The organism is Rahnella contaminans (assembly GCF_011065485.1).
Taxonomy (GTDB): Bacteria; Pseudomonadota; Gammaproteobacteria; order Enterobacterales; family Enterobacteriaceae; genus Rahnella; species Rahnella contaminans.
In genome coordinates, this window is sequence record NZ_JAADJS010000002.1 from 551,833 (window position 1) to 573,641 (window position 21,809).

General features: G+C 54.1%; 22 protein-coding genes and 1 pseudogene. 18 read left to right on the top strand and 5 right to left on the bottom strand.

What is annotated here, in order from left to right; genetic code table 11:
* Positions 1-284: 284 nt before the first annotated feature.
* The 10 genes from GW579_RS11630 (at position 285) to GW579_RS11675 (ending at position 10,060) form a co-directional block, all read left to right on the top strand.
* Positions 285-1,028, top strand: coding sequence for an SDR family oxidoreductase (locus GW579_RS11630; protein WP_165059182.1), 744 nt, complete (start codon positions 285-287; stop codon positions 1,026-1,028).
* A 330-nt stretch (positions 1,029-1,358) separates the two neighbouring features.
* On the top strand, positions 1,359-2,216 hold the full coding sequence (locus GW579_RS11635) for a DeoR/GlpR family DNA-binding transcription regulator (protein WP_152327772.1): 858 nt from the start codon (positions 1,359-1,361) through the stop codon (positions 2,214-2,216).
* Between the two features lie 18 nt (positions 2,217-2,234).
* Complete coding sequence (locus tag GW579_RS11640; protein ID WP_206738862.1) at positions 2,235-3,221, top strand: substrate-binding domain-containing protein; 987 nt, start codon at positions 2,235-2,237, stop codon at positions 3,219-3,221.
* 2 nt (positions 3,222-3,223) lie between these two features.
* Positions 3,224-4,756, top strand: coding sequence for a sugar ABC transporter ATP-binding protein (locus GW579_RS11645; protein ID WP_165059184.1), 1,533 nt, complete (start codon positions 3,224-3,226; stop codon positions 4,754-4,756).
* Positions 4,749-5,738 carry an ABC transporter permease gene (locus tag GW579_RS11650; RefSeq protein ID WP_165059186.1) on the top strand — a complete coding sequence of 330 codons (990 nt, stop codon included), beginning with the start codon at positions 4,749-4,751 and terminating at the stop codon, positions 5,736-5,738. The genes GW579_RS11645 and GW579_RS11650 overlap by 8 nt, the downstream gene beginning before the upstream one ends.
* 11 nt (positions 5,739-5,749) lie before the next feature.
* Positions 5,750-6,823: an ABC transporter permease gene (locus tag GW579_RS11655; protein WP_165059187.1), complete on the top strand. Its 1,074-nt coding sequence runs from the start codon at positions 5,750-5,752 to the stop codon at positions 6,821-6,823.
* 38 nt (positions 6,824-6,861) lie between these two features.
* Positions 6,862-7,542 carry a D-allulose 6-phosphate 3-epimerase gene (alsE, locus tag GW579_RS11660; protein WP_104923174.1) on the top strand — a complete coding sequence of 227 codons (681 nt, stop codon included), beginning with the start codon at positions 6,862-6,864 and terminating at the stop codon, positions 7,540-7,542.
* A gap of 15 nt (positions 7,543-7,557) precedes the next feature.
* Positions 7,558-8,490, top strand: a complete 933-nt coding sequence (gene alsK, locus GW579_RS11665) for an allose kinase (protein ID WP_152327777.1) — start codon at positions 7,558-7,560, stop codon at positions 8,488-8,490.
* A complete protein-coding gene (gene rbsK / locus GW579_RS11670; RefSeq protein WP_165059189.1) occupies positions 8,487-9,419 on the top strand; it encodes a ribokinase in 933 nt (310 codons plus the stop codon). The genes alsK and rbsK overlap by 4 nt, the downstream gene beginning before the upstream one ends.
* A gap of 158 nt (positions 9,420-9,577) precedes the next feature.
* Entirely contained in the window at positions 9,578-10,060 is a 483-nt protein-coding gene (locus tag GW579_RS11675; RefSeq protein WP_165059191.1) for an Hcp family type VI secretion system effector, read from the top strand.
* 24 nt (positions 10,061-10,084) lie between these two features.
* Here GW579_RS11675 and GW579_RS11680 read toward each other — a convergent pair whose 3' ends face one another.
* Positions 10,085-10,390 carry a DUF1493 family protein gene (locus tag GW579_RS11680; protein ID WP_420821541.1) on the bottom strand — a complete coding sequence of 102 codons (306 nt, stop codon included), beginning with the start codon at positions 10,388-10,390 and terminating at the stop codon, positions 10,085-10,087.
* Positions 10,390-10,836: pseudogene (locus tag GW579_RS11685) on the bottom strand (STM2901 family protein). Before GW579_RS11685 ends, GW579_RS11680 begins: the two are co-directional and overlap by 1 nt.
* A gap of 431 nt (positions 10,837-11,267) precedes the next feature.
* Between GW579_RS11685 and GW579_RS11690 the strand changes: the two are divergent.
* The 6 genes from GW579_RS11690 (at position 11,268) to GW579_RS11715 (ending at position 16,743) form a co-directional block, all read left to right on the top strand.
* A complete protein-coding gene (locus tag GW579_RS11690) occupies positions 11,268-11,570 on the top strand; it encodes a hypothetical protein (RefSeq protein ID WP_165059193.1) in 303 nt (100 codons plus the stop codon).
* A 166-nt stretch (positions 11,571-11,736) separates the two neighbouring features.
* On the top strand, positions 11,737-12,609 hold the full coding sequence (locus GW579_RS11695; protein ID WP_165059195.1) for a carbohydrate ABC transporter permease: 873 nt from the start codon (positions 11,737-11,739) through the stop codon (positions 12,607-12,609).
* Positions 12,599-13,498, top strand: a complete 900-nt coding sequence (locus GW579_RS11700) for a carbohydrate ABC transporter permease (RefSeq protein ID WP_165059197.1) — start codon at positions 12,599-12,601, stop codon at positions 13,496-13,498. The genes GW579_RS11695 and GW579_RS11700 overlap by 11 nt, the downstream gene beginning before the upstream one ends.
* A gap of 11 nt (positions 13,499-13,509) precedes the next feature.
* A complete protein-coding gene (locus tag GW579_RS11705; RefSeq protein ID WP_165059199.1) occupies positions 13,510-14,337 on the top strand; it encodes a phosphodiesterase in 828 nt (275 codons plus the stop codon).
* A complete protein-coding gene (locus GW579_RS11710; RefSeq protein WP_206738898.1) occupies positions 14,337-15,443 on the top strand; it encodes an ABC transporter ATP-binding protein in 1,107 nt (368 codons plus the stop codon). The genes GW579_RS11705 and GW579_RS11710 overlap by 1 nt, the downstream gene beginning before the upstream one ends.
* On the top strand, positions 15,436-16,743 hold the full coding sequence (locus GW579_RS11715; RefSeq protein WP_165059203.1) for an ABC transporter substrate-binding protein: 1,308 nt from the start codon (positions 15,436-15,438) through the stop codon (positions 16,741-16,743). The genes GW579_RS11710 and GW579_RS11715 overlap by 8 nt, the downstream gene beginning before the upstream one ends.
* A 39-nt stretch (positions 16,744-16,782) precedes the next feature.
* Here GW579_RS11715 and GW579_RS11720 read toward each other — a convergent pair whose 3' ends face one another.
* Positions 16,783-17,391: an HD domain-containing protein gene (locus GW579_RS11720; RefSeq protein WP_165059205.1), complete on the bottom strand. Its 609-nt coding sequence runs from the start codon at positions 17,389-17,391 to the stop codon at positions 16,783-16,785.
* Between the two features lie 348 nt (positions 17,392-17,739).
* Between GW579_RS11720 and trhA the strand changes: the two genes are divergently transcribed.
* A complete protein-coding gene (gene trhA, locus GW579_RS11725) occupies positions 17,740-18,384 on the top strand; it encodes a PAQR family membrane homeostasis protein TrhA (protein ID WP_152327786.1) in 645 nt (214 codons plus the stop codon).
* A gap of 61 nt (positions 18,385-18,445) precedes the next feature.
* Here the strand turns inward: trhA and GW579_RS11730 are convergent, their stop codons facing one another.
* Entirely contained in the window at positions 18,446-19,726 is a 1,281-nt protein-coding gene (locus GW579_RS11730; RefSeq protein WP_165059207.1) for a lysine N(6)-hydroxylase/L-ornithine N(5)-oxygenase family protein, read from the bottom strand.
* Positions 19,727-19,878: 152 nt separating this feature from the next.
* On the opposite strand from GW579_RS11730, the gene GW579_RS11735 reads away from it, so the two are divergent.
* Entirely contained in the window at positions 19,879-20,760 is an 882-nt protein-coding gene (locus GW579_RS11735) for a PhzF family phenazine biosynthesis protein (RefSeq protein ID WP_165059208.1), read from the top strand.
* Here GW579_RS11735 and GW579_RS11740 read toward each other — a convergent pair whose 3' ends face one another.
* Positions 20,761-21,630, bottom strand: a complete 870-nt coding sequence (locus GW579_RS11740) for a LysR family transcriptional regulator (RefSeq protein ID WP_165059210.1) — start codon at positions 21,628-21,630, stop codon at positions 20,761-20,763. It lies immediately after the preceding gene.
* Between the last annotated feature and the right edge of the window lie 179 nt (positions 21,631-21,809).

Genomic DNA, 21,809 nt, shown 5'->3' on the forward strand with positions numbered 1-21,809 from the left:
TCTAAATCAGGGGCGTGGGCGCCGGCCCACACCGGGTTAAGGGGCGTAAACGCGCCCCTTAACAATCCTGCGTTTTTTCACTCCGCGCTGTCGCATTTACGATGGACATGCTTCGTTAAAATAGTGAGTGGCGTAAATTCAGGTGCTTCGCACTGCCTTCTCTCGGTCTTCAAGCCATAGGTCTTGAAGCCGCTCCGTTCAGCTGAATTTTGAGCACGCCAATTACGTTTTCTAAAAGATAAACCCCCTGTGTTTTTGAATTTAAGATCCCACTGGAGTATTCAATGAAAATCGCTCTCGTCACCGGCGGTAGCCGCGGTATCGGCCGTGCAACCGCGATCCTCCTCGCGCAGCAGGGTTACGCCGTCGGCGTCAACTATCTGAATAACGAAACCGCTGCACAATCTGTCGTCGATGAAATTCATCAGGCCGGTGGCAAAGCCATCGCGCTTCAGGCTGATATTGCCGACGAAACGCAGGTGGTCGCGATGTTTAAACGCCTGGGCGAAGAACTCGGGACAATCACCGCGCTGGTGAATAATGCCGGAATTCTGTTCCAGCAGACCACCATTGAAAACCTCTCGGCGGAGCGGATTAATAAAGTGCTGTCCACCAACGTGACGGGCTATTTCCTGTGCTGCCGCGAGGCGGTGAAAATCATGTCGTACCGGCACGGCGGAAAGGGCGGGACGATTGTGAATGTCTCTTCGGCGGCTGCCCGTCTGGGGGCGCCGGGCGAATATGTTGATTACGCCGCGTCAAAAGGGGCGGTGGATACCCTGACCACCGGTCTGGCGCTGGAAGTGGCGGCGTACGGTATTCGCGTTAACTGCGTGCGGCCCGGTCTGATTTATACCGAAATGCACGCCAGCGGCGGTGAGCCGGGACGCGTCGATCGCGTGAAGGCCAATCTGCCGATGCAGCGCGGTGGCCAGCCGGAAGAAGTGGCGCAGGCGATTTACTGGCTGCTCTCCGATTCCTCCTCCTACGTCACCGGCAGTTTTCTCGATCTGGCGGGTGGGAGATAATACTTTCTTCGGATGCAGAAGCGCCTTAGGGCGCTTTTTTTATGTCCAAACGGTCAGCTCCACACAAACGGTCATAACCGGTCATGAGAAACCACGAGGAATTGTGACCGTTTGCAAAACTGTTGCTGTCTTGTTGCAACGCAAATGACGATTTAATGCCGTTCCCGCCACAGATCCAAACTTTAACATTTCATCTTTTCTCAGCTTTTCGTGACAACTATCACATGACGGCGGTGGCAAAAAATGCACACAGCCGCGTTTGAGGCACTGCGCATTCCACAACCACCGGGCTGCGTATCCTGTTTGACATCGGGAAAGAGGAATCACCACATGCTGCCAGTAGAGCGACATCGTTTTATTACCGAAATTCTCACCCAGCGCGGACGCATTCTGGTGCAGGAAGTGGCGCAGTTATGCCGTATTTCGCTGGAAACGGCGCGGCGGGATCTGGCGCTGCTGGAAAAGCGCGGCGTGCTGTTACGCAGCCACGGCGGCGCGGTCTTTACGGAACATTCGGCGGGCGAAAAAACCTATGTACCGTCGCAGATTGAACAGGGCGAATCGTTTCGTGACCGCAGTAATCAGTCGCCTGACAGCAAAACGCGCATCGCCAAACGCGCATTGCAGCTGATTAATCCGGGTGACTGTCTGCTGCTCGACAGCAGTTCGACAAGCTGGTATCTGGCGCGTCAGTTGCCCGACATTCAGCTGGTGGTGCTGACCAACTCAGTGCAGATCATCCAGACGCTGTCGGTGAAAGCCAATGTGCGCACCATCGGTTTAGGCGGTGAATACTCGGCGAAATACGAAGATTTTGTCGGCGTGCTGGCCGAGCAAATGCTGAAAGAGTTCGTCATCAATAAACTGTTTTTCTCCTGTCACGGCATCAGCCATGAAGGCGGCATCCGTGAGAGTAACGAGCATCATGCGCGGCTGAAACAGCAAATGCTGCTTTCCTCCGAGCACAAAATTTTGCTGGCTGACTCCAGCAAATTCGGCCGCCGCTCTTTTGCGCGGATCTGCCACTACCGGGAAATCGACACACTGATAACAGACCATCTGGAGGATGAAGAATTCCGCCAGGAACTGGCCTGGAGCAACGTCAACGTGATTGAAGTTTCTCCGTCACCCCTACAGAAAAAAACTAAAAACAGCCGCAACGGTCCGTTAGCTGCGGCACATAACTGACCTTCCAGGAGAGTAAACATGATCAAGAAATCCGTTCTTGCCTGCCTGTTCGCGACAGCCATGTTGTCCCTGTCGGCACACGCCGCCGATAAAATTCGCATGGGCGTGGTGGTGAAAGTCGGCGGTAACGCCTGGTTCAATGCGATGGAAGCCGGGATCAAAAGTGAAGCGGCCAAACGCGGGATAGATGCGTGGCAGGTCGGACCAACCAGCGCGGATCCGGCGTTGCAGGTGCGTGCGATTGAAGATCTGATTGCGCAAAAAGTAGATGTGATCGGCGTGGTGCCAAACGATGCCCGCGTGCTGGAGCCGGTGCTGAAACGCGCACACGACGCCGGCATCAAAGTCATTGTGCATGAATCGCCGGATCAGAAATATGCCGACTGGGATTTCGAAATGGTCGATGCCACGCAGCACGGCATTAACCACATGATCGCCCTCGCACAATGTATGAAAGAAAAAGGCGATTACGCGGTGTATGTCGGCAGCCTGACCGTGCCTTTGCATCAGAAATGGGCCGATGCCGCCATCAATTACCAGAAAGAACATTATCCGAACATGCACCTGGTCGGCGACAAATTCGGTGTCGGCGAATCGCTTGATGACAGCATCCGAACTACCAATGACCTGATGTCTAAAGACGCCAACCTGAAAGGCATTCTGGCGATCGGTTCACAAGGCCCGATCGGCGCAGGCCGTGCGGTGCTTAACCGCGGCAAAACCGATGATGTCTGCGTCTTCGGGCCATTCAGTCCGGGCCAGGGCGCAAGCCTGGTGAAAGCCGGTGCCATCAAAGGTGGCTTTATCTGGAATCCGATGGTCGCCGGTGAAGTCTTCGTGCGCATCGCCGAGAAGCTGGAAAAAGGCGAAAAAATCACTGACGGCATGACCATCGAAGGCATGGGTAAAGTGAAAGTCGATGAAGCCACGCGCACTATTCTGGGCAACGAAACTGAGAGTCTGGATAAAGCCAACCTGCCGAAACTGGTCAAAATGGGGCTGTAATCATGGCAATCTCCGGGATCATTCAAACAGATAACACGCCGCTGATTGATGTACAGAATCTGTCGGTGACCTTTGGCGGACAGCGCGCGCTTAACGATATTTCCCTGCGGCTGATGCCGGGGGAAGTTCACTGCCTGGCGGGCACCAACGGCTGCGGTAAAAGTACGTTGATCAAAGTGATCTCGGGGGTTTATCAGCCGGACAACGGTTGCCGGATCACGCTGGGTTCTGCCACGCAGGGGCTTTCGACGTTCAGCAAACTCAGCCCGGATCAGGCGCGGCAGTTTGGCGTTCAGGTGATTTATCAGGATCTTTCGCTGTTTCCGAACCTGAGCGTGTTTGAAAACATCGCCTTCGACCACAACCTGCAAGGGCTGATGGGCTGGTATCGCCCGTCACGTCTGCGCGACACCGCGCAGCGCATTCTGACTGAACTCAATTACACCTTGGACCTCGACAGCAAAGTGTCAGCGCTGCCGATTGCCCAGCGCCAGCAGGTGGCAATTTGCCGCGCGCTGGTCGCCGATGCGCGGTTAGTGATTATGGATGAACCGACCGCCTCGCTGACCCGCACAGAAGTGAATCAGCTGCTGCGCACCGTGCATTACCTGAAAAACAAAGGCATCAGCGTGGTGTTCGTCAGCCATCGTCTCGATGAAGTGCTTGAGATTTCCGACAGCGTCACGGTCATTCGTGACGGTAAAAAAGTCGGCACCTTTCCGGCCTCTGAAGTCAGCAGCGAACGCCTGACCGAACTGATGACCGGTCTGAAACTCGATCACCGCCTGAAAGCCGCCAACATGAATGACCAGCGCATCATGCTGGAAACCGACAAACTCAGCCGAGAGGGTCAGTACCACGACGTCAGTTTTAAACTTCATGCAGGTGAAGTGCTCGGCCTGTGCGGCCTCCTTGGTTCCGGGCGCACTGAACTGGCGCTCAGCCTGTTTGGTATGACCAGGCCGGACAGCGGCAAAATTTATCTCGACAGCAAACCCGTGCGTTTTCGCAGCCACGAAGACGCGATCAAATCCGGCATAGGTTATGTCTCGGAAGACCGTCTGACCCTGGGCCTGATCCAGCAACAGTCGGTCGGCGACAACACCGTGCTGGCGATCATGGATCAGCTGCGCAGCCGTTTTCATCTGATCGACGAATATCGCAAAAACAAAATCATCCAGCAGTGGATCGAAAAACTCGGCGTCAAAGTCGCTAATCCTGATCAGGCGATTTCCACGCTGTCCGGCGGGAATCAGCAAAAGATCGTGCTGGCAAAATGGGTACTGACGCAGCCCAAAATCCTGATCCTCGATTCGCCAACGGTCGGCGTGGATGTCGGCGCGAAAGCCAGTATTTACCAGCTGGTGCATCAGCTGGCGGAAGAGGGCATTTCGATCCTGCTGATTTCCGACGAAGTACCGGAAGTGTATTTCAACTGCGACCGCGTGCTGCATTTCTCCGAAGGCACAGTGAAGGGCGAATATCTTCCGGGCGCGATTACTCAGCAACAGCTTGCGGAGGCGGTCAATGCTTAAGCTCAGCCGGTTACGCCCGTCCAGCAACGAAGGTTATTTAGCCTGGGTTTTGCTGGTGGTTATCGTCACGTTTTCCCTGCTCACCAATCAGTTTCTGACGCTTCAGAACCTGCTCGATCTGACCGAAAGCTACGCCGTCAGCGGTATCTTCGCCCTCGGCCTGTTTGTGGTGCTGGTCACCGGAGGCATTGATATTTCGTTCGCCGCCGTGGCGTCCGTCGTGCAGTACCTCATCGCCACCCTGGCCATTCATTATGGCCTGAGCAGCCCGACCGGCAGCATTTTACTGGCGATCGCCATCGGCACCGTCCTTGGGATGATCAACGCCATCCTGATCTACTGCCTGCGCATTGTCTCGATCATCGTCACCATCAGCATGCAGTCACTGCTGTTCGGCATGCTGATGTGGCTGACCAACGGCACCAGCCTCTACGACCTGCCGGACTGGCTGACCACGCCGCTCCGCGTGCTGCCCTTCAGCGTCGGCGAGCAGCACTATCAGGTGGGTTTGCCGGTGGTAGTGATGCTGGCGGTGGCAGCGCTGAGCTGGATCCTGCTCAACAAAACCCATCTGGGACGCCAGCTGTTTGCCGTCGGCGGTGATCAGGAATCCGCGCGTCGTATCGGGATCCGTGTCGGGTTATTGCATCTTTTTGCTTACGGTTATCTCGGTGCAATGGCGGCGATTGGCGGCCTGGTACAGGTGTATCGCGTCGGTGAAGTGGTGCCGAATGCGCTGGTCGGCGGCGAGCTGGATGTGCTGGCGGCGGCGGTGCTCGGCGGCGCCAGCCTTAACGGCGGCAAAGGCAGCGTGGTCGGCACACTGATGGGCGTGTTCCTGATTGGCGTGCTGAAAAACGGCCTCAACCTGATCGGTGTCTCCAGCTACTTCATGAATATCGTCATCGGCGTGGTGATTGTCGCGGCCATCACCGTCACCCATTACAAGAAACGCAAAGAAACCGAAGTCGGCTACGCCTGAGGAAAACCGCTATGTTCGCGAAAAGCAGAAATGTGAATCTTAAAGCCCGGCCACGGCTGAAAATGGCTTCCCTGAAAATAGACAACACCACACTGGGATTATCGCTGTTGCTGCTGGTGGTCATTATCGGTTTCAGCCTGGCGATGCCGGGGCGATTCTTCAGTGACGCCACCTTTATGAGCGTCGCGTTTCAGCTGCCGGAACTCGGTTTGCTGACGCTGGCGATGTTTATCCCGATCCTCAGCGGCGGCCTGAACCTGTGCATTATCGCCACCGCTAACCTGACCAGCCTGCTGATGGCGTGGGTGTTTCTCACCTGGCTGCCGCCCGATGCCAGCATGGCGATGCAGGCGGTCTGGCTGACCGTGGCGCTGGTCGGCGCAATGATTCTGGCGCTGGTCATCGGCATGCTGACCGGTGCGCTGGTGGCCTATGTCGGGGCGCATCCGATTCTGGTCACGCTCGCCACCATGACGATGGTGAACGGCGTTGGCATCTATCTCTCACGCGGCGCGGCCATCAGCGGTATGCCCGACATCGTGCGCTTTATCGGCGCGGAAACCCTGCTCGGCGTGCCGGTTCCGTTAATCATCTTTCTGCTGACGGCCGCCTTAATCGCGGTATTCCTCGAACGCACGCGCCTTGGCAAATACATCTACATGAGCGGCAGCAACATCAACGCCACCCATTTCAGCGGCGTGAATACCCACCGCGTGCTGATCGCCATTTACGTGATTTCCAGCATGTTATGCGTGATTGCCGGGCTGGTGATGATGGCGCGCTTCAACTCGGCACGCATGGGCTACGGCGATTCTTACCTGCTGCTGACCGTACTGGCGATCATTTTAGGCGGCACCGACCCGAACGGCGGATTCGGCAAAGTGGCGGGCGTGGTGCTCTCGCTGATTGTCCTGCAGGTGATTTCCACCGGCCTGAATCTGTTGAACGTCAGCCCGCATTTCAGCCTGGCGATGTGGGGCGCGGTACTGATTGTGGTGCTGGCGCTGAAATTCTTCCGTGCCCGTTTCCTGCAAAAACGCGCAGGACGCATGAGCGCCGCCAAAGCGCGGGCGGCTCAACCTTAAACACCTTTTTAAAATTGCTTCTGACTTAGGAAAACATCATGGAATACAAAATTTCTCCGTCGCTGATGTGCATGAGCCTGATCGACATCAAACAGCAACTCGAAGTGCTGAACCGCCGCGCTGACATGCTGCACATCGACATCATGGACGGCCATTACGTCAAAAACATCACGCTGTCGCCGTTCTTCATCGAACAGATCCGCCCGCATACGCCCCTGATTCTGGACGTGCATATGATGGTGGAAAATCCGTCCGACTTTATCGAACCGATAGCCAGAGCCGGTGCCGATTTTATTTGCCCGCACGCCGAAACTATCAACCGCGACGCGTTCCGCATCATCAACCAGATCCGTTCTCTGGGTAAAAAGGTCGGCGTGGTACTTAACCCTGCGACGCCGGTGGAATACATCCAGCACTACATTCATCTGCTGGATAAAATTACCGTCATGACCGTCGATCCGGGCTATGCCGGGCAGCCGTTCATCCCGGAAATGCTGGGGAAAATTGCTCAGCTGCGCGATCTCAAACAGCAAAAAGGCTACCGCTATCTGATCGAAATCGACGGATCCTGCAACCTGAGGACGTATCAGGATCTGATGTCTGCGGGCGCGGAAGTGCTGATCGTCGGCAGTTCCGGCCTGTTCACGCTCGACAGCGATCTGGATATTGCCTGGGACAAAATGCTCGATCAGATGCGTCAGGCGCGTCACGCAGCCTGAGGGCAGGAGAGCCGTATGCCGCACTTTCTTGGAGTGGATGTCGGGGGCACCAATACCCGTTTAATGCTGATGGACAGCCAGCAAAATTTTCGCGGCTACCACAAAACCCCGACGCAAAGTTGGGCAGGGCAAAGTGATCCGCTGAGCGGGCTGGAAGCACTGATCCGCGGGTATCTGGATGCGCAGGATCCGCATCATCAGGTGGCACAGGTGATGCTCGGTTTGCCGGGGATCTTGTCCCGTGACCGGCAAACCGTGTTATCGCTGCCGTTTATTTCCGCGCTGGATAATCAGCCGGTCGCGGAGCAGCTTGCGCAGCGGCTGCATCTGCCGGTGACGATGGATAAAGACGTTAACCATCTGATGTGGTGGGATTTACTTCAGCACGACACGCTGCCTGACGTCGCCGTCGGCCTGTATCTGGGCACCGGTCTGGGCAACAGTTTGTGGATTAACGGCGATTTTTATCACGGTGCGCACGGCGGTGCGGGCGAGCTCGGGCATATTCCGCTGGCAGGCAATCCGCTGCTGTGCCCTTGCGGAAAAACCGGCTGCGTCGAGACGCTGACGTCCGGCAACTGGCTGACCGGCTGGGCTCGGCAGCACGCACCGCAAACGCCGTTCGCCGAACTGTTTGTGCGTCACGCAGAACATGTGGATTTAACCGAATTTGTAGCGCGTCTGGCGCGAACGGTCGCCAGTGAAATGAACATTCTGGACCCGGAATATCTGGTGCTCGGCGGCGGTGTGCTGGCGATGGAGAATTTCCCGCTGGCGCAGCTCGAACAGCAGTTGCGCAGCCATCTGCGCAGCCCGTATCCGGCGAACGGACTGAAGATCCACTTCAGCGCCGTCACCGATGAGACCGGTTGCCGCGGCGCCTGTCTGGCCGCACAACGCGTTTTTCAGTCGCAGTCACGACCGTTTTCTTTCAGGAGAGAGGCATGAAAAAAGGCAAGGTATGCGTATTTGGTTCTTTCAACCTCGACATTGTCGCTGGCATGGCGCGTTTCCCCAAGCCGGGAGAATCCCTGATTGCGCGTAACAGCATGATGGGTGCGGGTGGAAAGGGTGCGAATCAGGCAGTTGCCGCACTGCGCGCCGGTGCGCGGGTGCATTACATTGGGAAAGTCGGGCGTGATGATTTCGGCATGTTTGCCCGCCGCCACCTCGACAACGCCGGTTTCGATGCCGTCACGCTGTTTTCCACCAGCGAATGCCCGACCGGTAATGCGCTGATTTACGTCGCCGGTGCGGACGCGGAAAACATGATAGCGGTCGATCCGGGCGCGAACCTGACGGTCACCGACGAAGAGGTCGAACAATGCCGTCCGGCGGTAGCCGCTGCGGATATCCTGCTGACGCAGCTGGAAAATAATCTTCCGGCTATCGAAAAACTGATCAACATCGCCAGGGAAAACGGGACGTACATTATCCTCAACCCCGCGCCGTTCCAGCCGGTTTCCGACCACCTGCTGGCGCAGGTCGATTTGCTCACGCCCAACGCCACTGAATGCACATTACTGACCGGCATTGAGGTTCACGATATTCCATCCGCTAAGTGCGCCGCCCTCGCGCTGCACGCTAAGGGCATTCAGGCACTGATCGTCACGCTCGGCACGCAGGGCGCACTGCTTTCCGTGAATGGCGAAACGCAAATCATCGCCGCCTGCCCGGCCACACCGGTCGATACCACCGGCGCTGGCGATGCTTTCAACGGCGCATTAGCCTCGCAGCTCGCCGCCGGTTCCACGCTTTCAGAAGCCGCGCAATTTGCCTCCGCCTACGCATCCGTTTGTGTGGAAAGAGCAGGGGCTGCGGCATCAATGCCGACCTATGAAGAAGCACGGGAAAGGATGGGTGTTGGTGTGGTTTGACTGGGTTTTCTTCAGCAAAAAAGAGCGTGCGCGACGTATAAGTAATAATTATAAGTCATTGTAATAAATGCAATTAAATGGATTTTAATGAGGTTTTTTGCTTGTGATTAAACAAGGCTGGAGTAAGTTAGCCATAACTTTTATAAGGAGATAGGAAAATGGCTATTCCAGCTTACCTGTGGCTAAAAGATGATGGCGGCGCCCTGATCAAGGGCGCGGTGGACGTTAAAGACAGAGAATACAGTATTGAAGTTAAAGGGTTTCATCATAACGTGATGATCCCAACGGACAGTGCCACCGGAAAAGTAACGGGTACCCGGATGCATTCATCTATGCTTGTCGTGAAAGATTTTGATTCATCGAGCCCGTATCTCTATAAGGCGGTTGCAACGGGCCAAAATCTCGAATCCGCAGAAATTCGCTGGTACAAGATTAACGATGCCGGACAAGAAGTTGAATACTTCAATATGATGTTAGAAAAGGTTCGTATTGTTTCGATATCCCCAACGATGGGGGCTTCTGATAATCCAAATGATAATCACATGGAATCTGTTGAACTGCGGTATGAAAAAATTACGTGGAAACATAACGACGGGAATATTATTTTCTCTGATGCATGGAACGACCGCCAGACGGCATAAATAAAAAAGGGGCCATTATGCCCCTTACTGATATAACCATTTCCCCGCTTTTGCTGATTCAATAATCATTCCCACCGTGAGCGGTTTATATTCTTTGCGCTGGAATCTTTTCCACAATAACCAAACAGGCCACTCTGGTTCGAAGTAATCATCGAGATTGAAGTTGTTGTGTTCGATGCCGTATCGAGTGAACAGGTCAACTAACATTTCTTCTAACTCTTCCTGAACAAAATTCAAGTGTTCCTGAAATGTCCATTCTTTACCGACGGGCTGTTTCCTGAAGCTATATTTCTCAGTTATGTAGTTTAGGATTTCGTTTTCATCGAACATCAGAAATAGGTCCATGGAATGCGGTCGTCAGGCCGTGCAATCAGATTATATTTATTCCGGGTTTCTTATGCGACAATTGAAAAAACTATCATTGCCTGAACATATCCTACGTACGGAACATATCGCCCTACGGCTGTGCCGACCCTGATTGTCCATCGGGTTTTCCATATTCCTACGGGTGTTTCAACGGGCTCAATAAAATGCATATCCTTAAATATCCTGCGGGACATTTTAGACGCAACACTGGTACCCCATGATGACTTGCCTAATCCTTTCTTTTTAGGAATAAGCGGCCAGCCTGAAAGAATGGTGGCAGCGGTTTCAATCGCCAAACCTTCATGTTTTGAAAATTCTTCCAAAAATATTAACCAGAATAACTCCTGAGCCGATACATTTTCATGCCCATGATAAAAATACGTCCCGTTTAGCTCTTCTGTTGTATACATTACCTATGTTCCCTGTTCGCATACGAGGTTCGCGATAGTAGCACTTAAAAATGGGCATTAAATTAGCAAGGCAGATAGGTTCAATTCTTCCTGACAGGGGGCGAGCAGGAGTCATTCCTGAGAGACGCCTTCCAATTATCAAAGTAACTTCCTGTAAATCCATACAGTCTGTTTCATTGGCAAAATCATCGGAATATAGTCACCTCGCTGCGGCAAAATCCGTAGCCGGACTTGGAACTCCGAATATCTGGAACTGAAAAAATTTGTTTTTTTTCAGCGGCTACGTGCACACTTCAATTCGTGGCTCAGGCAGGGCAATCTTTATGATTGGCCGGTCGCTAGATCCGGAGTTCCAAACCTGTCTGAGACACTCCTTTAATTTGGAACCTGAAGGCGTGATGAAACTTAAATCTGGTAATGGAATGATCATCATGACAACAACCGAAACCCAATACCCTGAAAACTCCATCACCGCTTTTCGCACTTTGATTTCCGATATGGATCTCAGCAACTTCACCGAACCCCAGCTTTATGATCTTGGCGCGGTCGCCTCTGAATCTGCCGAAGGCCTTTGCCGTGGTTTGCTCTGTCTGAGCGAAGGTCTGGAAAGCGGGGAGCTTTTGCCGCCGGAAGGTGTGGCGCAGGTGAGCGCGTACATCAAAGCTACGGCGCATGTTTTGCCTGCTTTGTTTGAGTTGTCGGAAAAAGCCGGGAACGCGCTGGCGAGGTCATGAGTTCAGGGGTAACGATTTTAAGGACGGCAATACGGCGGTCTTTTCATCCTATTTGTTCAGTAACATTCGCTCATTTTTCATTCAAATAACCATCACACTTCCGCCATGTAACTGACACATAGGCAGGACAGGATAGGCACCTTATTTCGCTGACCGGTATCCTGTAATGCGCCGCACGTTGTTTCCTTATCTTATTTTGCTGCCGACGCTGATTTTTCTGTTTTTGTTCACCTATTACCCTTTATTCCAGTCAGCGATGGACAGCCTGTTTGACAGCCATCTGTCGTCGGACGCACCGCCGTTTGTCGGTCTGCAAAACTATCTGCGTCTGGTGCAGGATCCCGTTTTCTGGCGTGCGCTGCTCAATAATCTGGCTTACATCCTGATGACCGTCGTGCCCGGTATCGTGCTGGCGCTGCTGCTGGCCGTTGCGCTGTGGGAAAACACTTCGCTCAACCGCTGGCTGCGTACCGCGTTTTTCTTTCCGATGATTATCCCGCTGGTCAGCGCAGCAACCCTGTGGCTGTTCATTTTTATGCCCGGCATGGGGCTGCTGGATTACACCCTGGCGAAAATGTTCGGGCCGATGAATAACAACTATCTCGGCATGAGCAACAGCGCGCTGATTGCCCTGAGCGTTATCGGTGTATGGAAATTTGCCGGGTATTACATGCTGTTTTTCCTCGCCGGATTGCAGTCGATTCCCGCTTCTGCCCGTGAAGCGGCGCTGATGGAAGGGGCGTCGCGCCCTCAGGTTTTCTTCTATGTCACCCTGCCGCTGCTGCGCCCGACCATCAGTTTTGTGGTCACTATTGCGCTGATTTATTCCATTACCCAGATCGACCACGTCGCGGTGATGACGCAGGGCGGGCCGAATAATGCCACCACCGTGCTGCTGTATTACATCCAGAGTCTCGCCAATGACACCCACGATTTAGGCAAGGCCTCGGCGGCGACTTTCCTCACGCTGGTGCTGCTGTTTGGTTTTTCGATGCTGAATCTCCGTGTGCTGGAAAAAGGAGCTCACTATGAGCGTTGAAACATCTGAAGCGCCGGTGATGACCGGTAAAAAATCGCAGGCGGGTGCGCGTTCGCCGTCGATGTTATTGCGCGGTGCGCGTCGTTCGACATTGCCGGTTTTACTGCTGTGCGCGGCGTTTTTGTGGATGGCACCGTTCCTGTGGATGCTGTCGTCGGCGTTCAGCGAAAGCAGCTTTTCGCCGGATATGGCCTCGTTACTGCCGCGCTTTCCGCTGACACTGCAAAACTTCCGTGAGGCATGGGACAGCGCTGACTGGCTGAGGCTTTACGCCAATACGATCTTCTTCTCCTTCGGCACGTTTCTGGTTCAGCTGGTGACCATCACCACCGCCGGTTACGTCTTCGCGTATCACGAATTTCGCGGCAAACAGGCGCTGTTCTACCTGCTGCTTATCCAGCTGATGATCATGCCGGTCATCATGATGGTGCCGAACATGATGATCCTCAAACAGTTCGGGCTGCTCAACACCCTGACCGGCGTAATGATGCCGTACTTCGCCTCAGCGTTTGGCGTGTTCCTGATGCGTCAGGCGTTTCTCAGTATTCCCCGTGAAATCGAAGAAGCTGCTCTGATGGAAGGCTGCCGCTGGTGGCAGGTGGTGTTCCGCGTGCTGATCCCGATGTCATGGCCCGCCATTCTCGCCTTTGCGACCGTCAGCATTACCTATCACTGGAATGAATATTTATGGCCGCTGATGGTGCTTAACGATCCGGATAAACAGGTGCTCACCGTCGGGCTGGTGTCCTTCGCGATGGGCGCGGAATCGGGCGGCCAGTGGGGATTGATTACTGCCGGAACGCTGATGGTGTGCCTGCCACTGATGCTGGCGTTCATTATTTTTCAGAAACAGTTCCTGAAAAGCTTTGGCTTCTCGGGCATTAAATAAAGGAGTCATCCATGTTTTTAGCTCAGATTTCCGACATGCACTTTCGCAGCCATGGTCGCAAATTGTATGACTTTATCGATGTGAACGGCTGTAACGCCGAAGTGGTCAGCCAGCTCAATGCGCTGGAAGAACAACCGGATGCGGTGGTGATCACCGGCGATATCGTCAACTGTGGCCTGCCGCAGGAATATGAAGTTGCGCGCCGCACGCTGGGCAATCTGCGCTATCCGCTGTTTATCATTCCCGGCAATCACGATGACAAAGTGCAGTTTCTGGAAGCGCTGCATCCGCTGTGTCCGCAGCTAGGCACCGATCCGCAAAATATGCGTTATGCCATCGACGATTTCCCGATGCGTCTGCTGTTTGTGGATTCCAGCCTGGCCGGTGAATCAAAAGGGTTCCTGACGCTGGAAACGCTGGCGTGGCTGGAAGGTCAGCTGGAGCAGGGCGGCGGGAAACCGACGGCGGTGTTTATGCACCATCCGCCGGTAAAAGTTGGTTCGGCGCAAATGGACGCGATTTCCTGCGAAAACGGCGACCAGCTGCTGGCTCTGATTGACCGCTTCCCGTCGCTGGTTCGCGTGTTCTGCGGCCATACGCACCGCCTGATTTTCACCCAGTACAAACAGGCGATCATCACCACCATTCCCGGTACTGTGCATCAGGTGCCGTATTACCATCATAATCCCGCGCCGTTCTATAACCTCGAACCGGCGGCCTGCGTCATGCACCGTCTGGTGGATAACACCGGGCTGGTCAGTTATCTGCATCCGCTGTCGCAATATCCGGGGCCGTATCTTTACGATGCACAAATCAGTTGTCCGGTGGATGAGCAATGATGTCGGGTATTCGTCTGGAAAATATTACCAAACAGTTTGAAGGCAGCACGGCGGTGAATCATCTGTCGCTGGAGATTGCCGACGGCGAATTTCTGGTGCTGGTCGGGCCGTCGGGTTGTGGCAAAAGTACCCTGCTGCGTTTGCTGGCCGGTCTGGAAGAGGTCAGCGACGGGCGCATTATGCTCGACGGTAATGACATCTCCGGTTTGCCGCCCCGCGAACGTAATTTTTCGATGATATTTCAGAACTACGCGCTGTTCCCGCACATGACCGTTGAGCAGAACATCACGTTCGGTATGCGGATGCGCAACGAGCCGAAAGATCAGCACAAGGCGCGTGTCGATCGCGTGGCCGGATTATTGCAGCTGGAGCCGTTGCTCAAACGTAAACCGGGCAAATTGTCCGGCGGACAGCGTCAGCGCGTGGCGATGGCCCGCGCGATAGTGCGCGATCCGAAGCTTTTCCTGATGGATGAACCGCTGTCGAACCTCGATGCGCGCCTGCGTACCGAAGTCCGCGATGGGATTATGCAGCTGCATCAGCAGCTAAAAACCAGCACCGTTTACGTTACGCACGACCAGATGGAAGCCATGACCATGGCGGACAGGATCGCCGTGCTGGATAAGGGCCATCTGCAACAAATTGGCGCGCCGGAAGCGCTGTACGCGCATCCGGCTAACTTATTTGTCGCCGGATTTATCGGCACACCGTCGATGAATCTTTTTCTGCTGCCGTGCGCCGCAGGCGTGCTGACAGTCGAAAATCAGCCGGTGCGTCTTCCGCAGACTGACCACGCGCAGGCGCTTACTGAAGTGTATCTGGGCATCAGACCCGAACACCTCAGCGACCGCCCGGTGGATGGCGAAAGCCTGCAATTGCAGGCCACACTGACCTATCGCGAACTGCTCGGCGCGGAGTATCTCTGCCACGCCGACACTGCGCTGGGGAAAATTCGTTACGTTCGTAAAAACCAGCTGCGGGAAAACGTCGGGGAGATCCCACAACCCGGCGACCGCATCACTTTGCATTTCTCTTTGCACGACCTTCATCTTTTTTCAGGCCAAAACCAGCAGAACCTGCACCGGGAGAATCACCATCATGCGTAAAGTTCACGCACTGACGCTCGCCATTGGCTTCATTGCCACAGGCAGCGCCTTCGCCAAAGAAAATATCGATTTCATGTTCCCTGCGCCGGTTGACGGCAAGCTGACCATGGAAATGACCCGCGTTATCAAAGAGTTCAACCAGTCACAAAATGATGTCGAAGTGCGCGGCATTTTTACCGGCAGTTACGACACCACCAAAGTGAAAGCGGAAGCGGCGGCGAAATCCGGCCAGCCACCGGCGCTGGTGATCATGTCTGCTAACTTCACGGCAGATCTGGCGATCAAAAATGAAATTCTGCCGATGGACGAACTGTTCAAATTCGGCGATCAGAAAGCCACGCCATTCCTGACGCAAAACTTCTGGCCCGCCATGCGCCAGAATGCGCAGGTGAACGGCGTGACGTATGCCATTCCGTTCCATAACTCGACGCCAATTTTGTATTACAACAAAACGATGTTCGCCCGGGCGGGTATTACCGCGCCACCGAAAGACTGGGATGAATTGCTGGCAGATTCGAAAAAGCTGACGGATTCGGCGAAAGGCCAGTGGGGCATCATGTTGCCATCGACTAACGATGACTACGGCGGCTGGATTTTATCCGCGCTGGTGCGTGCCAACGGCGGGCAGTATTACAACGCCGATTACCCGGGCGAAGTGTATTACGACAAACCGTCCACGCTGGGCGCACTGCACTTCTGGCAGAACCTGGTTTATCGCGACAAAGTGATGCCTTCAGGCGTGCTGAATTCCAAACAAATCAGCGCAGCGTTCTTCTCTGGCAAACTGGGTATGGCGATGCTGAGCACCGGCGCGCTGGGCTTTATGCGTGAAAACACCAAAGATTTCGAGCTGGGGGTGGCGATGATGCCTTCCAAAGTGCGTAACGCAGTGACTATTGGTGGCGCGAGTCTGGTGAGCTTTAAAGGGATTTCCGACGATCAGAAAAAAGCGGCATACCAGTTCATGCAATATCTGGTCAGTCCGAAAGTGAACGGTGCCTGGAGCCGATTTACCGGTTATTTTTCACCGCGTATGGCGTCTTATGACACGCCGGAAATGAAAGATTATCTGGCAAAAGACCCGCGTGCGTCGATTGCACTGGAGCAGCTGAAATACGCTTATCCGTGGTATGCGACCTATGAAACCGTGGCGGTTCGACAGGCAATGGAAAACCAGCTGGCTGCGTTGGTAAACGACGAAAAAGTGACACCGGAAGCGGCGGCGGCGCAGGCACAGAAAGATGCAGACACCATCATGAAACCTTATGTGGAATCAACGGCGCTGACGGTACCGAAGTAAATTTTTTAAACGTCCTCCCCTGTGAAGGGGAGGATTATATTACTTCAGCCAGCCCTGCTGATGGGCGTTATCAAGATGGCCGCGGATATGCAGCCACAGTTCCGGGTGGATATCGGCGATAAAGGCATTGCGGGCTAAAACCTGCTCCAGACGGATATTGTTCTCCACCCAGCTCTGACCCTGATTGTTCAGGTTCATGACCATCGGCATGACGCGGTCAATGACCAGCGCAAACCGCGCTTCCGGGGTTTCTCCGGCTTCGTACTCGTTCCACAGATCCAGAAATTGTGTGCTCAGCGGCGCAGGCAGCAGGCCGAACAGGCGTTTTGCAGCAATGATTTCCTGATCATGCACCGCCGCACGGGCAGCGAGATCGTATACCAGCACGTCACCGGCATCGATTTCGACGATGTCGTGGATAAGCGCCATGCGGATGACTTTATTGATATCCACGCCTTCCGGTGCGAAAGGTGCCAGTGACATGGCTGCCACGGCGAAATGCCAGCTGTGTTCCGCAGAGTTTTCCTGACGCTCAGTGCCTAACACTTTGGTGCGACGTTGCACGCTTTTCAACTTGTCGATTTCCATCAGGAACTGAAAAACTTCGGTCATTGCGCCAAAATTCAGCGGGGAAGTTGCTACGGACATAGTCAAACCTTAGTCAAATTGACGGCATTATGAAGAGCATTATCAGAGATTTCCGGTACACCTTAATCGGTTGATGACAAAAAATCATGTTTTTGGGTGCGGAAAATGGCGCTGTCTTCAGAATGTCACACGGAGGAATTATAAACAAAGTGAATGAATTGAAGGGATTCCAGAAAGAGGTTGACTGAAATGATGATCCCGCTAAGAGACTGTTACATCAGGAAATACTCAATTTAGGCTTACAGGTGTACACTGGAATCATTCTCAGTTAATCTGCCTGTCGGCGTAATTTATAAACAGTGCCGGATTAACGTTATTTTATTGTTTTGCCTCGAGGGTTCTCATCGTATGGGTAAGTCATCACCACAGGGATATCCGTGGGCTGAAGAAATTGCCAACAGCCTGAGTCACGGCGTCGGGCTGGTGTTTGGGATTGTCGGCCTGGTCTTGTTACTGGTGCAGGCGATCAGCGTAAACGCCAGCGCAATGGCGATCACCAGTTATAGTTTGTACGGCGGCAGCATGATTTTGCTGTATCTGGCCTCCACGTTGTATCACGCCATTCCGCATCAGAAAGCCAAATACTGGCTGAAAAAACTCGATCACTGCGCGATTTATCTGCTGATTGCCGGAACTTACACGCCGTTCCTGTTGATCGGGCTGAATTCTCCCCTGGCGAAAGGGCTGATGGCGGTCATCTGGGGCCTGGCGCTGTTTGGCGTAATTTTCAAACTGGCGTTTGCGCACCGTTTTGAAGTGCTTTCGCTGATCACCTACCTGACCATGGGCTGGCTGTCGCTGATTGTGATTTATCAGCTGGCGACCAAATTGTCTCCTGGCGGTGTGACGTTACTGGCTGTGGGCGGCGTGGTGTACACGCTGGGCGTCATCTTCTATGCATCAAAACGCTTCCGTTTCGGTCACGCCATCTGGCACGGTTTTGTGCTGGGCGGCAGCGCCTGCCACTTTATGGCGATCTACTTCTACGTGTAGATAAAACGGCGAGTCAAACAAAAATGAAAGCGGAGTCTTGTGCTCCGCTTTTTTGTGGCTGCTATTCGCCAGACCACCACTGCACCAGCGACGGCACCGGGCGCAGATCGTAATGCGGTTCGCCCAGCAGATGGTTCAGGATTTTGGCCGAGCGCCACGCAGTCAGTGTCAACTGGCCTTCGGCGCTGCCGTGGCTGTGGATACCGGCATTCACCGCGTAAATCCGGTTCTGTTCCGGGCCGTCCCAGCGCAGGTTGAAGTTAGGCAGCAACGGCAAATGTTGTTCGCGATCGTACGGAATTCTGTTGAGCATTGGCGCGAGATAATCCGGCAAACCGGGGCGATAACCCGTGGCGAGAATGACGATATCGCCGCTGAAATGTTCCTCGGATTTCTCCAGCCCGTGTTTCGCCTGCAAACTGAAATCCCCGGAAGCGTTGCGAACGATATGATCCAGCGCGCGGTGCGGCAGTAAACGCACGTTGCGCGGCTGATGCAACACGTCAAACCGGTGATACAGCTGCTTATAAATGTCTTCCAGCGTGTGATAACTGATGCCATCGGAAGGCAGTTTCTGCGTTCTGATCTCCTGCTCACGCACGTCTTCGGGGAGCGTGTAGAAGTAATTCACATACTCGGGCGTGAAATATTCATTAGTGAAAATCGACTCATCCAGCGGCTGAAAATTCGGGCGTCGTGACAACCAGCTCAGTTCCGCGAATTCACCCCAGTGCCCGCCCAGGGCATTGAGAATAATGTCTGCGCCGCTCTGGCCACCGCCGACCACAATGACGCGTTTGCCGGTGAAATCTGGTTCACGCAATTCAATTTCAGCCGCGTGGAAACAGTTTTCCCCCAGCGCCGCGCGTGCCGGTTTGGGGATCCACGGCGCATGGCCGGTGCCGAGGCAAATGTTGCGCGCGCGGTGCTCGCCTTTATCGCTCTGCACCACAAATTCCTGCTTTTTATCATCGAAATCAATACGCTCAATCGGCTCGGAAAAATGCAGACCGGGAATGCGGTCACACGCCCAGCGCAGATAATCTGAGAATTCATCGCGGCTGATGATCAGTTGTTCTGTCGCCAGAAAACGGTAAATCTTCTTCTGCTCAACCAGATAGTTGATAAAGGAGAATTCGCTGCGCGGTGCTACCGTCGTCACCAGATCCTGCAAAACGTAGGTCTGCATGGTGGCCGTTGGCAATAACATGCCGGGATGCCAGCTGAATTCCGGGTTGGCATCAAAAAAAGCCGTGTTAAGTTTCGCGGTATCCCTCGCCATGGCGGCCAGACTCAGATTAAACGGGCCGATGCCAATACCAATCAAATCCTTCGCGGGCATCTTTCTGTTCCTTATGTGTTTTAGAAAAGACAGTGAAGTGCTTTAAGCATAGGCCAGCCACCGCAAGCTGACATTTTTCTCGAAAATAGAAACAAAACTTCATAGACTCAGACACTTCGCTCGTTTCCAAAAGATGAACAAAAGGATCCGTTATGACCCGCCTGCGCCGTTTTAAACAAGTTGATGTGTTTACCGCTGAACCGCTGAAAGGCAATGCACTGGCCGTAATCCTCGATGCCGAAGGGCTGACCGACGCCGAAATGTTCGCCATGGCGCGCTGGACCAATCTTGCGGAAACCGCTTTTGTGCTTAAACCGGAATCGCCGGATGCCGATTACCGCGTCCGTATTTTTACCACCGACAAAGAGTTGCCGTTTGCCGGACATCCGACGCTGGGCACGGCGTACGCGTTGTTGCAAAGCGGCCTGAAGCCTAAAAATCCGGGGCATCTGATACAGGAATGCGGCGTCGGGTTGGTTCAGGTTAATCAGTTGTCCGAAGGCGGGCAGGCGTTTTCTGCACCGCCGGCGGTAATGAAACCGCTTGGGGCTGAACACAATGCGTTGCTGGCGACCGCGCTGCGCGGTGGCAAAATTCAGGCTGACGTCACGCCGGTGGCGGCTGACATGGGCATTATCTGGCTGGTTGTGCGCATGGAAAGCGCGCAGGATTGCCTGAATATCACGGCTGACGCAGCGGCCATCAGCGAGCTGCAAACGCGCCTCGGCGTGAACGGCATTGCGGTTTACGGTTTGCACGATAAAAACGGCCCGGCAGATTATGAAGTGCGGGCGCTGATCGACGAAGACGGCGTGCTGAAAGAAGATCCCGTCACGGGCAGCGCGAATGCCTGTCTGGCGCGGGTTTTGAAAGCCGGGGGATTCCCGGACGGTGCGCATATGGCCGAAAGTTACCGCGTCCGTCAGGGCACAAAACTTCAGCGCGATGGCCGTGTGACAGTCACTTTCGTGGACGGCGAACCGTGGATTGGCGGCGATACCTGCACGCTGATCGACGGCACGTTAGATCTCTGATCAGCGCGGCGTCAGCCCTTGTTGCGCCGTCTGTAACAGATGAATAAACGCCTGCCTATATGGCGTGGCATTGAGGTTATGGCGGTGCAGCAGCCAGGTGCGGTTCTTCACCGTCGTGCCATCGACGCTGACGGGCCGCCGGTAAAAATGCTCCGGCAGCGGTAAATATGTGGCGACAATCGCGTAGCCCAGCCCGTGCTCCACCATTGCCATACACACTTCGAGCTTATCGACTTCCATCGTGATGTTCGGCGCGTGCGAGAAATTGGCATTCCACCAGCGTTCAATCAGCTGCGTGACGTGCGCGCCGTGATGGATTTTTATCTGCGGCATGTGCGGAAGCAGCGCAAAATCAAAATCCTGACTGTTCACCAGCACATAGTCATCTTCTTCAATCAGGTGCTTACCTTCCTTCCAGTTAAAATCATCTTTCACCAGCGCCATATCAATCTCGCCGCGCAGCAGCTTTTGAATAATATCCTCGCTGAATCCGCTCATCAGGCTGACGCGGATCCCCGGATGCGTCTGGCGAAACTGGCTCAGCAAAGGCGGCAGACGATATGCCGCGTAATTGCTGGAAACGCCGAGCGAGATTTCCCCTTGTTGCGCCTGATCCAGGCTGTGCAGATTGAGTTTCAGTTGTTGTAAATCGCTGAGTACGGTCACCGCGTGCTGCGCGAGATATTCCCCCTGCGCGCTGAAAACCAGCCCCTTTTGCCCTTCTTCAAATAAACGGATAGCCAGTTTGCGTTCGATCTGACGCAGGCGATAACTCAGGGCGGGCTGCGAGGTGTAAAGCTGCTCCGCCGCGCGGGTAATATTTTTATGCTGATATACGGCGCGCAAAATCAGCCAGTCTTTTTCGTTCATGGATTTCCCCGGAGTACTGCCCGCAAAGTCGAATACCATAAAATAATTTTTGCGTAAAAAGGGCAACAGATAAAAAGGCTCAATTTGACCAAAATCCCTAAAAGCCCTATTTCTGGGAGGCATAGAGGCAAAACAACGCAACGGCCAATTCACGATGTCAGAAAATAATTTTTGGCTTT

Coding starts and splice junctions, on each gene's coding strand:
- GW579_RS11635 (WP_152327772.1), top strand. CDS start 1,359: ATGCTGCCAGTAGAGCGACATCGTTTTATTACCGAAATTCTCACCCAG.
- GW579_RS11730 (WP_165059207.1), bottom strand. CDS start 19,726: ATGCCCGCGAAGGATTTGATTGGTATTGGCATCGGCCCGTTTAATCTG.
- GW579_RS11680 (WP_420821541.1), bottom strand. CDS start 10,390: ATGTTCGATGAAAACGAAATCCTAAACTACATAACTGAGAAATATAGC.
- GW579_RS11740 (WP_165059210.1), bottom strand. CDS start 21,630: ATGAACGAAAAAGACTGGCTGATTTTGCGCGCCGTATATCAGCATAAA.
- GW579_RS11710 (WP_206738898.1), top strand. CDS start 14,337: ATGTCGGGTATTCGTCTGGAAAATATTACCAAACAGTTTGAAGGCAGC.
- GW579_RS11630 (WP_165059182.1), top strand. CDS start 285: ATGAAAATCGCTCTCGTCACCGGCGGTAGCCGCGGTATCGGCCGTGCA.
- GW579_RS11705 (WP_165059199.1), top strand. CDS start 13,510: ATGTTTTTAGCTCAGATTTCCGACATGCACTTTCGCAGCCATGGTCGC.
- GW579_RS11655 (WP_165059187.1), top strand. CDS start 5,750: ATGTTCGCGAAAAGCAGAAATGTGAATCTTAAAGCCCGGCCACGGCTG.
- alsE (WP_104923174.1), top strand. CDS start 6,862: ATGGAATACAAAATTTCTCCGTCGCTGATGTGCATGAGCCTGATCGAC.
- GW579_RS11700 (WP_165059197.1), top strand. CDS start 12,599: ATGAGCGTTGAAACATCTGAAGCGCCGGTGATGACCGGTAAAAAATCG.
- GW579_RS11675 (WP_165059191.1), top strand. CDS start 9,578: ATGGCTATTCCAGCTTACCTGTGGCTAAAAGATGATGGCGGCGCCCTG.
- alsK (WP_152327777.1), top strand. CDS start 7,558: ATGCCGCACTTTCTTGGAGTGGATGTCGGGGGCACCAATACCCGTTTA.
- trhA (WP_152327786.1), top strand. CDS start 17,740: ATGGGTAAGTCATCACCACAGGGATATCCGTGGGCTGAAGAAATTGCC.
- GW579_RS11645 (WP_165059184.1), top strand. CDS start 3,224: ATGGCAATCTCCGGGATCATTCAAACAGATAACACGCCGCTGATTGAT.
- GW579_RS11690 (WP_165059193.1), top strand. CDS start 11,268: ATGACAACAACCGAAACCCAATACCCTGAAAACTCCATCACCGCTTTT.
- GW579_RS11735 (WP_165059208.1), top strand. CDS start 19,879: ATGACCCGCCTGCGCCGTTTTAAACAAGTTGATGTGTTTACCGCTGAA.
- GW579_RS11720 (WP_165059205.1), bottom strand. CDS start 17,391: ATGTCCGTAGCAACTTCCCCGCTGAATTTTGGCGCAATGACCGAAGTT.
- GW579_RS11695 (WP_165059195.1), top strand. CDS start 11,737: ATGCGCCGCACGTTGTTTCCTTATCTTATTTTGCTGCCGACGCTGATT.
- GW579_RS11640 (WP_206738862.1), top strand. CDS start 2,235: ATGATCAAGAAATCCGTTCTTGCCTGCCTGTTCGCGACAGCCATGTTG.
- rbsK (WP_165059189.1), top strand. CDS start 8,487: ATGAAAAAAGGCAAGGTATGCGTATTTGGTTCTTTCAACCTCGACATT.
- GW579_RS11650 (WP_165059186.1), top strand. CDS start 4,749: ATGCTTAAGCTCAGCCGGTTACGCCCGTCCAGCAACGAAGGTTATTTA.
- GW579_RS11715 (WP_165059203.1), top strand. CDS start 15,436: ATGCGTAAAGTTCACGCACTGACGCTCGCCATTGGCTTCATTGCCACA.